The sequence below is a fragment of the Curvibacter lanceolatus ATCC 14669 genome, assembly GCF_000381265.1.
Classification (GTDB): Bacteria; Pseudomonadota; Gammaproteobacteria; order Burkholderiales; family Burkholderiaceae_C; genus Curvibacter; species Curvibacter lanceolatus.
The window spans coordinates 47,614-60,278 of record NZ_KB906269.1 but is presented as its reverse complement, the minus strand read 5'-3'; the positions used below and the strand labels follow the sequence as shown (position 1 = coordinate 60,278).

At 67.1% G+C, this 12,665-nt stretch carries 15 protein-coding genes; 11 read left to right on the top strand and 4 right to left on the bottom strand.

Going from position 1 to position 12,665, the window contains the following annotated elements; genetic code table 11:
- Nucleotides 1-28: 28 nt before the first annotated feature.
- The 4 genes from F624_RS0123610 to F624_RS0123595 all read left to right on the top strand — a co-directional run bounded on the left by F624_RS0123610 (nt 29) and on the right by F624_RS0123595 (nt 3,271).
- Nucleotides 29-619, top strand: coding sequence for an Ntn hydrolase family protein (locus F624_RS0123610; protein ID WP_019576844.1), 591 nt, complete (start codon nt 29-31; stop codon nt 617-619).
- Entirely contained in the window at nt 616-2,433 is a 1,818-nt protein-coding gene (gene lpdA, locus F624_RS0123605; RefSeq protein WP_019576843.1) for a dihydrolipoyl dehydrogenase, read from the top strand. Before F624_RS0123610 ends, lpdA begins: the two co-directional genes overlap by 4 nt.
- A gap of 224 nt (nt 2,434-2,657) precedes the next feature.
- On the top strand, nt 2,658-2,981 hold the full coding sequence (locus F624_RS0123600; protein WP_031256047.1) for a type II toxin-antitoxin system RelE/ParE family toxin: 324 nt from the start codon (nt 2,658-2,660) through the stop codon (nt 2,979-2,981).
- Nucleotides 2,978-3,271, top strand: coding sequence for a helix-turn-helix domain-containing protein (locus F624_RS0123595; RefSeq protein ID WP_019576841.1), 294 nt, complete (start codon nt 2,978-2,980; stop codon nt 3,269-3,271). Before F624_RS0123600 ends, F624_RS0123595 begins: the two co-directional genes overlap by 4 nt.
- A gap of 65 nt (nt 3,272-3,336) precedes the next feature.
- Here F624_RS0123595 and F624_RS0123590 read toward each other — a convergent pair whose 3' ends face one another.
- On the bottom strand, nt 3,337-4,179 hold the full coding sequence (locus F624_RS0123590) for a sterol desaturase family protein (RefSeq protein WP_342663603.1): 843 nt from the start codon (nt 4,177-4,179) through the stop codon (nt 3,337-3,339).
- Nucleotides 4,180-4,320: 141 nt separating this feature from the next.
- On the opposite strand from F624_RS0123590, the gene F624_RS0123585 reads away from it, so the two are divergent.
- Nucleotides 4,321-5,232 (top strand): LysR family transcriptional regulator, encoded by a 912-nt coding sequence (locus F624_RS0123585; RefSeq protein ID WP_019576839.1) that lies wholly within the window; start codon nt 4,321-4,323, stop codon nt 5,230-5,232.
- Here F624_RS0123585 and F624_RS0123580 read toward each other — a convergent pair.
- A complete protein-coding gene (locus tag F624_RS0123580) occupies nt 5,221-5,700 on the bottom strand; it encodes an EVE domain-containing protein (RefSeq protein ID WP_019576838.1) in 480 nt (159 codons plus the stop codon). The two genes, F624_RS0123585 and F624_RS0123580, sit on opposite strands and share 12 nt — an antisense overlap.
- A gap of 150 nt (nt 5,701-5,850) precedes the next feature.
- On the opposite strand from F624_RS0123580, the gene F624_RS0123575 reads away from it, so the two are divergent.
- Nucleotides 5,851-6,432, top strand: a complete 582-nt coding sequence (locus tag F624_RS0123575) for an NADPH-dependent FMN reductase (protein ID WP_019576837.1) — start codon at nt 5,851-5,853, stop codon at nt 6,430-6,432.
- A 36-nt stretch (nt 6,433-6,468) separates the two neighbouring features.
- Here F624_RS0123575 and F624_RS0123570 read toward each other — a convergent pair whose 3' ends face one another.
- Together F624_RS0123570 and F624_RS0123565 are read right to left on the bottom strand one after the other, a co-directional pair.
- On the bottom strand, nt 6,469-6,915 hold the full coding sequence (locus F624_RS0123570) for a GNAT family N-acetyltransferase (protein WP_019576836.1): 447 nt from the start codon (nt 6,913-6,915) through the stop codon (nt 6,469-6,471).
- Nucleotides 6,912-7,391 (bottom strand): OsmC family protein, encoded by a 480-nt coding sequence (locus F624_RS0123565; RefSeq protein ID WP_019576835.1) that lies wholly within the window; start codon nt 7,389-7,391, stop codon nt 6,912-6,914. The genes F624_RS0123570 and F624_RS0123565 overlap by 4 nt, the downstream gene beginning before the upstream one ends.
- Before the next feature lie 81 nt (nt 7,392-7,472).
- On the opposite strand from F624_RS0123565, the gene pdxR reads away from it, so the two are divergent.
- The 5 genes from pdxR (at nt 7,473) to F624_RS0123540 (ending at nt 12,654) form a co-directional block, all read left to right on the top strand.
- Complete coding sequence (pdxR, locus tag F624_RS0123560) at nt 7,473-8,897, top strand: MocR-like pyridoxine biosynthesis transcription factor PdxR (protein ID WP_019576834.1); 1,425 nt, start codon at nt 7,473-7,475, stop codon at nt 8,895-8,897.
- 137 nt (nt 8,898-9,034) lie between these two features.
- A complete protein-coding gene (locus F624_RS0123555; protein WP_031256044.1) occupies nt 9,035-10,042 on the top strand; it encodes a tripartite tricarboxylate transporter substrate binding protein in 1,008 nt (335 codons plus the stop codon).
- 140 nt (nt 10,043-10,182) lie between these two features.
- Complete coding sequence (locus F624_RS0123550) at nt 10,183-10,626, top strand: DUF2141 domain-containing protein (protein ID WP_019576832.1); 444 nt, start codon at nt 10,183-10,185, stop codon at nt 10,624-10,626.
- Nucleotides 10,627-10,636: 10 nt separating this feature from the next.
- Entirely contained in the window at nt 10,637-11,353 is a 717-nt protein-coding gene (locus F624_RS0123545; protein ID WP_019576831.1) for an ABC transporter ATP-binding protein, read from the top strand.
- Nucleotides 11,350-12,654, top strand: coding sequence for an ABC transporter permease (locus F624_RS0123540; protein ID WP_019576830.1), 1,305 nt, complete (start codon nt 11,350-11,352; stop codon nt 12,652-12,654). Before F624_RS0123545 ends, F624_RS0123540 begins: the two co-directional genes overlap by 4 nt.
- Nucleotides 12,655-12,665 lie beyond the last annotated feature (11 nt).

Sequence of the window (12,665 nt, the reverse complement as noted above, 5' to 3'; positions counted from 1 at the left end):
TGTGCCCGATGGGGCAGGGGGCCAGCGCATGACGACCGTGGTCGTTGTGCGCAAGGGTGGGCAGGTGGCCATTGCGGCCGATACCCTGGTCACCTTTGGCGATACCCGGCTGTCGCAACGCTTTGAAGAGAACGAAAAGCTCTTCAAGGTCGATGCGATGGGCGGCCCCAGCTACATCGGCATGGCCGGCACCGTGGCGCATTTCCCGGTGCTGCGCAAGGCGCTGAATGCCTTGCCCAAGGACCAGTTGCGTCTGGGCAGCCGCGACGAGGTGTTTGACACCTTCACGCGTCTGCACCCGCTGCTGAAGGAAACCTTCTTTCTGCAGACCAAGGAAGACGACAACGACCCCTACGAGTCCAGCCAGTTCAGCGTGCTGATTGCCAACGCAACCGGCATCTATGGCTTGTACAGCTACCGCGAGGTGTTCGAGTTCAAGGAGTTCTGGGGTATTGGCTCCGGACGCAGCTTTGCCCTCGGCGCCATGCACGCCACCTACACCCGGGCCAAGACGGCCCGCGAGGTGGCCGAGGCCGGCCTGGCCGCCAGTTGCGAATTCGACCGCAACTCGGCCGCGCCCATCAACATCTTCACGATCAAATTGAAAGGTTCCGTATGAGCCTGATAGACATCAAGGTCCCCGACATCGGTGACTTTTCCGAAGTGGCCATCATCGAACTGCTGGTCAAGCCCGGCGACACGGTCAAGGCCGAACAATCGCTGATCACGGTCGAGTCCGACAAGGCCTCGATGGAGATCCCCTCGTCGCATGCCGGCGTGGTGAAGGAACTCAAGGTCAAGCTCGGCGACAAGGTGGCCGAGGGTTCGGTGATCCTGTCGCTCGAAGTGGCCGGTGCCGCCGCAGCCGCTGCCGCCCCTGCGGCTCCTGCCGCGGCCCCCGCAGCCCCAGCCGCCGCTCCGGTGGCGGCCGCCCCGGCCCCGGTGGCCGCAGCCCCCACGGGCAGCAACGACATCGATTGCGACGTGGTCGTGATCGGTGGCGGCCCCGGTGGTTACTCGGCCGCCTTCCGTGCGGCCGACCTGGGCCTCAAGGTGGTGCTGGTCGAGCGCTACGCCACCCTGGGCGGTGTGTGCCTGAACGTGGGCTGCATCCCCTCCAAGGCGCTGCTGCACGTGGCCGCCGTGATGGACGAGGTCAGCCACATGGCCGATCTGGGCGTTGATTTCGGCGCCCCCACCGTCAACATCGACAAGCTGCGGGGCCACAAGGAAAAGGTCATCGGCAAGCTGACCGGTGGCCTGGGTGCCATGGCCAAGATGCGCAAGGTGACCGTGGTGCGCGGCTACGGCAACTTCATCAGCAGCCACCAGCTGCAGGTGGAAGAAACCAGCGGCGAAGCCCAGGTGCGCACCGGCAAGAGCCAGACCATCGGCTTCCAGCGCGCCATCATCGCGGCGGGCTCGCAAGCCGTGCGCCTGCCTTTCATGCCCGATGATCCGCGCGTGGTCGACAGCACCGGGGCCCTGGCCTTGAAGGAAGTGCCCAAGCGCATGCTGATCCTGGGTGGCGGCATCATCGGCCTCGAAATGGGCACGGTGTACAGCACCCTGGGCGCGCGCCTGGACGTGGTCGAGATGCTGGACGGCCTGATGCAGGGCGCTGACCGCGATCTGGTCAAGGTCTGGCAGAAGATGAACGCCCACCGCTTCGACAACATCATGCTCAAGACCAAGACGGTGTCGGCCAAGGCCACGCCCGAAGGCATCGAGGTGACGTTTGCCGCGGCCGAAGAGGGCGGCACCGCCCCGGCACCGCAGACCTACGACCTGGTCCTGCAGGCCGTGGGCCGCACGCCCAACGGCAAGAAGATCAGTGCCGACAAGGCCGGCGTGGCCGTGACCGACCGCGGCTTCATCAATGTCGACATCCAGATGCGCACCAACGTGCCGCACATCTTCGCCATCGGCGACATCGTGGGTCAGCCCATGCTGGCGCACAAGGCGGTGCATGAGGCTCACGTGGCGGCCGAGGTGATTGCCGGCGAACTCAAGGGCGACAAGGAACTGGCCAGCGCCGCCTTCAATGCCCGCGTGATCCCCAGCGTCGCCTACACCGACCCCGAAGTGGCCTGGGTGGGCCTGACCGAAGACCAGGCCAAGGCCCAGGGCATCAAGGTCAAGAAGGGCCTGTTCCCCTGGAGCGCCTCGGGCCGCGCCATTGCCAACGGCCGCGACGAAGGCTTCACCAAGCTGCTGTTCGACGCTGAAACCCACCGCATCCTGGGTGGCGGCATCGTGGGCACGCACGCGGGCGACATGATCGGTGAGGTGGCCCTGGCCATCGAGATGGGTGCCGACGAGATCGACATCGGCAAGACCATCCACCCGCACCCCACGCTGGGCGAAAGCATCGGCCTGTGCGCCGAAGCCGCCCACGGCAGCTGCACCGACCTGCCGCCGGCACGCAAGTAAGGGACAGGGGCCTTCTGGCCCCGCCCCGCTTCGCCCTTCCACCCTGACCGTCAGGGCGGGATGCGGCCTGGGCTCCGGCCGCCGCGCAGCCCCGCGTCTGAAAATGCCTCCTAAGCCTCATGCGACGTTTCGTCCCATGAGGCTTTTTTCATGGGGGTTCTGACGCAAGCCTTCTGGCACAGGTGTTGACCGCAACCTCAAAAAAATACCCAAAAGGATATAATTTGAGTGCTTGGACCGTTGTTATTCATCCGCAGGCAGAGCCCGAATTGGGAGCCTTACCCGCGGACATGAAGGCCCGCTTCCTGCGGATTGCCGAGTTGCTGGAGGACCTGGGGCCCCAGCAAGTCGGCTTGCCGCACGTGCGCCCGCTTGAAAACAAACTGTGGGAAATGCGGTTGCGTGGGCGCGATGGCATTGCTCGGGCCGTCTATGCCGCGATCAGTGGGCAAAGACTGATCGTGCTGCATGTGTTTGTGAAGAAGACTCAGGCCACACCGCGCAAAGCGATTGAGATGGCTTTGGGCCGATTGGAGGCGTCGATATGAAAAGCTTGAAAGAATTCAAACCCAGCTTGCTCTCTGACGCGGACGCTCAAGCCGAGTACGACGCGCTGGCGGATGAGTTCGAAGTGGCGCGGGAACTCATCGCCGCCCGGCATCGTGCAGGCCTGACCCAGGCCGAGGTGGCCAAGCGGATGGGAACAAGCCAAAGCACGGTTGCCAGGTTGGAGAGTGGCGGGCGCCAGCCTTCGATGCAAACTGTGCAACGCTACGCGAAAGCCTTGGGCTGCCGGGCTGTGATCAAGTTGGAGCGATCGCTGGGAACCGGCGCCTGAGTTCGGCAAGGTCTGCTCTCGATTCAATGCGTTGGCGCTGCGTGGCCGCGGGCATCTGCGTTGGGTCAGCGCACCTCGTGGGTCTCTGGTGGCGCCTCATAGGCCTTGCCACCCAGCCTCAGCGCGCTGTGCGCCCGCTGGCTTTGCAGCACCGGGTAGAACATCTGGTGCTGCCATTTCTCTTCGCCAAACAGTCGGTCATCGATCAGGCCCACCTGGGCCGGGTAGCGGCGGGTGATGTGGGCGGTGCCAAACAGCACGTCCCAGAAGAACAGCAGGTTGCCGAAATTGCCCTTGTAGTGGCCGATGCCGTCTTCGTTGGTGATGGCGTGGTGGGCCCAGTGCGTGGCCGGGGTGGAGAGGGTGCGCTCCAGCACCCACGCCAGCGGGTGCAGGGCGCGGATGCGGTACAGCGGCTCGTCCCAGCGCCAGGCGCAGTGGGCGCCCAGGATGACCAGCAGCTTCACGACCATGTAGCCGGCATACACCATGCCGCCCACGCCCAGGTACAGCAAGGCGCCCCCGATCCACAGGCCCGGCATCATCAGGTAGTAGAAGAAGTTGTTGCGGTAGGTGATGCGGATGCTCATGTAACTGGCCGAGTGGTGGGCCCGGTGCAGGGGCCACATCAGGGGCGAGTGCGACAGCCGGTGCCACCAGTACTGCGTCATGTCGTCGCCCACCAGCAGCAGGCCCACCATGGCCCACCCCGGCAGGTCGGCCAGGCGGTTCTGCCAGGTCGGGGCCAGCCAGGTGCCGAGTTTCGCCGTGGCCAGCAGGGCCAGGGGCTGGGTGATGGCCACCAGGCTCAGGAACATCAGCAGTTCCAGCTTGGTGTCGTTGGCGTTGGCGGTCACGGTGCGCTGGTAGCGTCGGGTGACGAACTCCATCAGCGCGAAGCCGCTCATGAAGCACAGAATCAGCGTGTTCTGAAATTGGTTGGCGGTCACAGGCAGGTCTCCATTCATTTTTTTTGCGAATGTAAGCCCGGTGTTTTAATGTGTCTATTGCATTGTCCGCATGGTCCTGATGTGACTGGTGCATTGCCTATGATCAACCTGAACCAATACCGCCATGTGCTGACCCTGGCCGAAGAGCGTCATTTCGCGCGTGCGGCGGAGCGCGTGCACCTGAGCCAGCCGGCGTTCAGCCGCAGCATCCAGGCCATCGAAGCCCAACTGGGCCTGCGGCTGTTCGAGCGCCAACCCGGTGATGTGCGGCCCACCCCGGCCGGTGCCTTTCTGGTGGAGCGCGCGCGCCGCCTGCTGTTCGAGGCCCGCTGCCTGGAGCGCGATCTGGCGCTTTACCTCGACCATCAGCTCGGCGACGTGGCCTTCGGCATGGGCCCCATGCCCAACGTGACCCTGGGCCCGAAGGTGGTGGCCGAGGTCCGCCAGGCCTACCCCCAGATCCGGATGCGGCTGGAGATCAGCAACTGGGCCTTGCTGCTGGAGCGCCTGCAGCTGGAGGAAATCGAGTTTTTTGTGGCCGAGGTGCGCGACCTGCCGCAGGACGCCGCCTTGCAGGTCGAACCCTTGATGCGGCAGGCCGGGCGCTTCTACGTGCGTGCCGACCACCCGCTGGGCCCGGGTGAGCATCGCCTAGCCGAGGTCTGGCCCTATGGCGTGGGCACCACCCGCCTGCCGGCAGCGCTCAAGGCTGTGTTGGGCCGCCTGGGGTCCGAAGACGCGCTGGCCCAGCCTGCGCTGGAGTGCGATGACCCCCGGCTGCTGCATCAGATCGGTCTGAGCACGGACACCGTGATCGCCACCACCGAACTGGCGGTGGCCGATTTGGTGCAGCAAGGCCTGCTGCGCGCCTTGCACTTGCCCGAATTGCCCGTGGTGCATGCCGAGATGGGCATCGTGTGCCTGCGTCATCGAACGCCGTCGCCGATGGCCTTGAAGGTCATCGAGCTGTTTCAGCGTTTCGCACTGGGGGCTCAGGACTCAGGCGCCTGACAGCAGGCGGCTTTCGATGAACTGCCATTGCGCCGGCGTGACTTCGGTGATGGACAGGCGGTTGCCGCGCTGCAGCACCGTCATGTCAGCCAGCTCGGGCTGGGCCCGCAGTTCGGCCAGGCTGATCACGCGGGTCTTGCGCAGGGCCTGCACATCCAGCAGCAGCCAGCGCGGCGCCGCAGGCGGTGATTTCGGGTCGTAGTAGGGTGATGCTGCATCGAACTGCGTGGGGTCGGGCCGGGTGCCCGAGGCCACGCGGGCCAGGCCGGCAATGCCGGGTTCGGCGCAACTCGAGTGATAGAACAGCACGCCATCGCCCACTTGCATCTGGTCGCGCATGAAGTTGCGTGCCTGGTAGTTGCGAACGCCGGTCCAGGGCACGGTGGCCTCAGGGGCGGCCAGGGCGTCGTCGATCGAGCACTCTTCAGGCTCGGATTTCATCAACCAATAGCGGCGGGCAGGGCTCATGGGCGGTATTGTGATCAACGATGTGGTTTGTCTGACAGACGGATGTTGGCTGGGGCGGCACAATGGCGCAGCCCCGTGTGCATTCAGTGTGTGAACACGTGCTGTGCACCGTCTGGCATTGTCGCCAATCACCGCCTTGGAGCCCTGTCCATGTCCACTCATTCTCCGCGTCTTCTGATCATTTCCGGCAGCGCCCGCCAGGGTTCGCTGAACCGCCGTCTGGCCCACGCCGTGGCGCTGGGGGCCACCCAGGCCGGCTTTGTGCCCCACGAACTGGATTTGCGCGCCCTGGACCTGCCCCTGTACGACGGCGACGCCGAGGCCGCCTCGGGTGTGCCCGCCGGGGCCACGGCCTTGCAGCAGGCCCTGATCGACAGCGATGCCCTGGTGGTGGTCACGCCCGAGTACAACGGCTTTCCCACGCCTCTGTTCATCAATGCCTTCGACTGGCTGTCGCGCCTGCCCACCGGCGTGGCGGCCACGGCCAACAAGCCCACGGCGCTGCTGTCGGCCTCGCCCGGCCCGATGGGAGGCTTGCGTGCCCTGAACTACGTGCGCCAGTTCCTGCAGATGAACTTTGCCTCGCTGGTCGTGCCACAGCAGTTTGCCCTGGGCCGCGCGGGTGAGGCCTTCACGGCCGAAGGCGCCCTGAGCGACGACAAGACCCGCCAGGCCGTGCAAGGCGTGCTGGAGGCCTTGAGCAAATTGACCCGTGCTGTGCAGACGGCCTGAACGTCTTGTCAGTCGGGTGTCTTCCGCCCCCTGTCTTCAGCCAGGCATCGGGTGGTCGTAGCGGATGAAGCCCCGGTACTCGGCCACGCGGTCATACAGGCGGCGCGCCCGCAGGTTGTCCGTCTGGGTGAGCCAGTACAGCCGCTGGGCACCGCCCTCGCGCGCCGCCTGGGCCACAGCCTCGATCAGCGCCGCCGCCGTGCCCTGGCCGCGGTGGGCTTCCGACACGTACAGATCCTGCAGGTAGCAGACCCGGGGGGCCCAGGTGCTGCCGTGGAACAGGTAGTGGGTGATGCCCACCAGCTGCCCCTGCACGCGCGCGCCCAGGCCATGCAAACCCTGGCCGGCCAGCAGGCGCGCCCAGGCCTGTTGGTACTCGGCCTCGCTGGTCGGGGTGTTGTAGAACGCCTTGTAGGCCTGGACCAGGGGCAGCCAGTCGCTCAGGTCTGCGGGTTGCAAGGGCGCAATGACGAGGGTGTTCATGCAGCCTCCGACGCGAAGCGGGGCTCGCAATGGATGCGGGTGTGCACCGAATTGGCCAGAAAGCAGGCCTCGTGGGCCTGGTGGTGCAAGGCGATCAGCGCGGCCTGGTCGCGCTCGCAGCCTGCTGCCAGCCGCACCACCGGCCGCAGGGTCACCTCGGTCATCACCTGGCGCCCCTGGGCATCGGCGGCCATCACACCGCTGGCCTCATCGTCGTAGGACTCGATGGCCCAACCTGCGCGGGCGGCCAGGTCCAGAAACCACAGCATGTGGCAGCTCGACAAGGCCGCCACAAAGGCCTCCTCGGGGTCGACCGCCGCCGGGTCGGACCAGGGCAGGGGCACGACTTGGGGCGAGGACGAGGCCGGCACGCTCACGCCGCCATCGAACTGCCACTGGTGGCGCCGGCTGTAGCGGCGTTGGCTGAAGTTGCCGTCATCGAGTTGCCAGCGCACGCTGGCGGTGTAGTGGGCCATGGGGGTTTCCGTTTCGCTCTGGCTTGTGGAATGATCCCTCAGTCTATTTTGAAAAATAGCTATTCAAGGAGCCAATTGCCCATGAAGCAGGGGACCCATCGGGGGCTCACCCGACGGCAGCAGGTGTACGAGCAGTTGCGTCTGGCCATCGAGCAGGGCACCCTGGCCGCGGGCAGCCGGCTGCCGGCCACACGGGACCATGCACGCACCCTGGGGGTGTCGCGCAACACCTTGTTGTGGGCCATGGAGCGCCTGCAGGCCGAGGGCTATGTGATGGCCCGGGTGGGGGACGGCAGCTACGTCAGCGCCAAGCTGGCCCCGGCCACCGCGGCGGGGGCCTTGAGCGCCTTGCCTCTGGGCCTGTCGCGGCGAGGGCAGTTGATCGCCGAGACGGTGCGGCACTGGAGCCCCCCCACCCAGGCGGCCACGCCGTTTCGCATCGGAGCGCCCGATGTGACCAGCTTTCCCTATGGCACCTGGGACCGCCTGGGCCGGCAGCGCACGCCGCTGCAGCGGCAGGCGGGCGCCCAGTACCTGGACCCGGCCGGTGACCCGGCGCTGCGCGAAGCGATTGCGCACTGGCTGTGGGCTTCGCGCGGCATCCGCTGCGACGCCAGCCGGGTGCTGGTGTGCGCGGGCTCGCAACAGGCCCTGGACCTGGTGGGCCGCCTGCTGCTGGATGTGGGCGACGAGGTGCTGGTCGAAGACCCGGGCTACCCCGGCATCCGCGCCAGCCTGCTGGGCCATGGGGTGCAGGCGCGGCCGGTGCCGCTGGACGAGGAGGGCCTGTGCATTGCCGAGGCCGAGCAGCAATGGCCCCGGGCACGCCTGGCCGTGGTCACGCCCACGCACCAGTTTCCAACCGGGGTGCGCATGAGCCTGGCGCGCCGCCAGGCCTTGCTGGACTGGTCGCACCGCCAGCAAGCCTGGGTGATCGAGGACGACTACGACGGCGAGTTTCAGTATGGCCCCCACCGCCTGCCCGCCTTGTGCAGCCTGCCGCAGTCGGAGCGGGTGCTGTATGTGGGCACTTTTTCCAAGACCCTGCACCCGGGCCTGAGGCTGGGCTTCATCCTGCTGCCGCCCGCCTGGGTACCGTCCTTTGCCATGGCCCGTGCGCTGAGCGACCGCCACGCCCCCGGCGACAACCAGGCGGTGCTGGCCAGCTTCGTTGCCCAGGGGCACCTGCTGCGCCATCTGCGGCGCATGCGTGAGCTGTATCAGGCCCGGCAACGGGTGATGATCGAGGCGCTGGCCGAGGCCAGCGAGGGGGCCTTGCAACTGCAGGCCAGTGACCGAGGCATGCACCTGTGCCTGGAGCAGCCCGCCGGCACCGATGACGAGGGCTTGAGCCGGCGCGCTGCCGCGCTGGGCGTGGTGCTGACGCCCCTGTCGCGCTACGCGGTGGCGTCGCCGCGCCGGGGTTGGCTGTTCGGCTATGCCGGTTATGCGCCGGACAGCCTGCAGGCGGCCGCCAGGCTGGTCGGCCCCTTGTTCAAGGGCTGAGGTCTGGGCCTTGGCGTGGGCCGCCACAGGCCCGGCGGCGGGTCACCGAGGCGACCGCCCGGCCGGGCTTGCCCCAATGCGCTGCGCACCCAGCCTGCCCAGAATCGGGCTTTGTCCTGTTGCCGGAGTCTGGCCTGATGCCTTCGTCCCCCACCTCTCTTGTCCGTCCCTCCCGCCGTCAGGTGCTCTCGGCTGCCGTGGGCTCGGTGGCCTCGCTGGCCGCGCCGGCCTGGGCCCAGAACGCGGGCGGCTGGCCCAACAAGCCCATCCGCCTGATCGTGCCCTACACCCCCGGCGGCTTCACCGACCAGATGGCCCGCCTGATCCAGAACGGTCTGCAGACCCGGCTGGGCCAGACCGTGCTGATCGACAACAAGCCCGGCGCCGGCAGCGTGATCGGGGTCGATGCGGTCGCCAAATCGGCACCCGACGGCAGCACCTTTGGTGTGGTGATCGCCGCCTATGCCGCCAACAACACGCTCTACCCCAAGCTGCCCTACGACGCCCGCAAAGACCTCACCGGCGTGGCGCTGATGGGGGTGTCGCCCCTGGTGGCCGCAGTGCCGCTCGATGCACCGTTCAAGACGGCCCAGGAGCTGATCCGCTACGCCAAGGCCAACCCGGGCAAGGTCAGCTATGGCTCGTCGGGCAACGGCTCGGCCGTGCACCTGACCACCGAGCTGTTCAAGATGCAGACCGGTGCCTACATGGTGCACATCCCCTACCGGGGTGCGGCGCCGGCCCTGACCGACCTCATCGGCGGGCAGATCCAGCTGTTCTTCGATGCAGCCACAGGGCTGATCAACATGGGCAAGCAGGGCAAGGTGCGCCTGATCGGCGTGGCCAGCGACCGCCGACTGCCGGTGCTGCCCGACGTGCCCACCTTTGTGGAGCAGGGTTTCAAGAACTTCACCGGCAGCACCTGGGCCGGCATGATCGCCCCGGCCGGCACGCCGCGTGACATCCTGCGCCGCATGTCCGAGGAGGTAACCCGCATCGTGCGCAGCGAGGAGATGCGGCCCCGTCTCGAGGCCATGGGCACCTTCCCGGGGGGCGGCACGCCCGAGGAGTTCGACGCCTTTGTGGCCGCCGAAACCAGCAAATGGGGCAAGGTGATCCGCGAGGCGAAGGTCACGCCCGATTGAGTTCCTCTCGCCCAGAGCCTGCTTTTGGCTCCGGCAAGCTGCATTTCGCGCCCGTCTGACGCTGGTTTGTCGCAACCCGGTGGCCGACGACGGAGGGCCGGCCGACACTGCCGACACTTGTTCAACCAGGAGTCGGAACCATGTCGATCTTGCAACGTGCCCTTCGTGTGCTGCCCGCGGGCGGTTTTTCGCTGTTTCTTCTTGCCGGGCTGGCCCAGGCGGGTGACCTGACGGTGGTGGTGTCCGGGGTGACCAAGGCCGAAGGGCAGGTGATGGTGGCCTTGTTCAACGACCCTGTGGGCTTTCCGCGCGGCAAGGTGCTCAATGGCCAGATGACCCCGGCCAAACCCGGCCAGGTCGAGGTGGTGTTCAAGGACCTGGCACCCGGCAGCTATGCCGTGTCGGCCTACCAGGACCTGAACGGCAACCAGCGCCTGGACGCCAACATGGTGGGCATGCCCACCGAACCCTACGGCTTCTCGCGCGACGCCAAGGGGCAGTTCGGGCCGCCCAAGTTCGACGATGCCGTCGTCAAGGTGGGTGCCGAAGCCCAGCGCATCCAGTTCAAGCTGTCGGGCCAGTGAGGTGGGTGGTATGAGCACTGCAAACCAAACGCCTGCCCCCTTGCTGTCGCTGCGCGGCATCGAGCGCGAGTTTGCGCTGGGCGAGACCCGCATCCGCGCGCTGCGCGGCATCGACCTGGACGTGGCGCCGGGCGAGTTCATGGCCATCTGGGGCCCCTCGGGCAGTGGCAAGTCGACGCTGCTGAACCTGCTGGGCTTGATCGATGCGGCCGACAAGGGCGTGCTGCGATTCGAGGGGCAGGATGTGAGCCAGCTCTCGGACGACGCCCTGTCGGACTGCCGCAACCACAAGATCGGCTTTGTGTTCCAGAGCTTCAACCTGGTGCCGGTGCTGACCGCGCTTGAAAACGTGGCCCTGCCGCTGCAGGTGCAGGGCGTGAAGGCCGCGGAGGTGCGCCGCCGCGCCGCCGAGTGGCTGGGCCACGTGGGCCTGGGCGAGTTCCTCGACTTTCGCCCGGATCGCCTGAGCGGCGGCCAGCGCCAGCGGGTGGCCATCGCCCGTGCCCTGGTGGGGGCGCCACGCCTGCTGATCGCCGATGAACCCACGGCCAACCTCGACTCGCAGACCAGCCGCGAGGTGATCGACCTGATCGAACGCCTGAACCGCGAAACCGGCGTGACCTGCATCTTCACCACCCACGACCCCCGCCTGCTGGCCCGCGTGCCGCGCCAGTTGCGCCTGCAGGACGGTCTGATCTCACAAGACAGCTACCAGGAGGCCGCATGACCGGCATCGGCAACATCCAGCTCGCCTGGCGCAACCTGTGGCGCAACCGCCGCCGCAGCGCCGCCACCATCCTCAGCCTGGCCTTCGGCTTTGCCGCCGTGGCCCTGTTCGCGGGCTACACCAGCGCGGTGTATGTGGCGCTCAGCAACGCGGCCATCCATGCCGAGCTGATCGGCCACCTGACCATCAACCGCCAGGGCTGGCAGACCGAGGGCAAGCTGCACCCCGACAAGTACCTGCTGACCGCCGATGAGATCCGCCAGGTGCAGGCCATCGTCGAGAAGCGCCTGCCAGGCGCCCGCCTGATCCCCAAGCTCAGCGCCACCGGCCTGCTGTCCAACGGCAAGAGCAGCACGATTTTTGTGGGCGCGGGCATTGCCCCGGCCGATCTGGACCTGCTGCGCGGCCCCTTCCGCTTTGCCCCCGGCGCCTTGAAAGAAGACCAGCCCCAGGGCGTGACGGCCGCCCAGGGCCTGGCCGACGTGCTGGGCCTGAAGATGGGCGACAGCGCCTCGGTGCTGGCCAGCACGCTGCACGGCCAGGCCAATGCCTCCGACGTGGACATGACCGACGCCGTCAACACCGGCAACGTGGCCACCAACGACAAGCTGATGCTGATGCCGCTGGCCCTGGTTCAGGACCTGATGGACGCCAAGGGGCGGGCCGAGACCCTGACCGTGTTGCTGCCCGGCGAGGGCCATGCCGACAGCGCCGATGTGGAAGGCCGCCTGCGCGACATGTACACCCGGCCAGCGCCCAGCGAAGCCCAATCGGTGGCCGTGCGGGATCAGCTGAGTGCCGATTTCAAGGCCGCCGGCCTCGACATGGAGGTGCGCACCTGGCAGGAGATGTCGGCCTTCTTCCGCCAGGTCAAGGGCATGTACGACATGATTTTTGCGCTGATGCTGTCGGTGGTGCTGGCCATCGTGGTGCTCTCGATTGCCAACGCCATGAGCATGGCGGTGGTGGAACGCACCCGCGAGATCGGCACCCTGCGCGCCATCGGCGTGCGCCGAAGCGGCATTGCCCGGCTGTTCGTCAATGAGGCGCTGATGCTGGTGCTGGTCGGCACCGTCACCGGCCTGCTGCTGACGGCCGCCGTGCGCTGGGGCGTGAACGTGGCCGACATCCGTTACGTGCCGCCCAGCAACACCCAGAGCGTGCCGATCTACATCGGCTTTGACCTGCCGCGCACCGCATTTGCGGCGTTTGTTCTGGCCGTGCTGGCGGTGTTTGCCGCCTACTGGCCGGCCCGCCGTGCTGCGCACCATTCCATCACCGCTTCTTTGGGGCATGTATGAACCACCTTGGC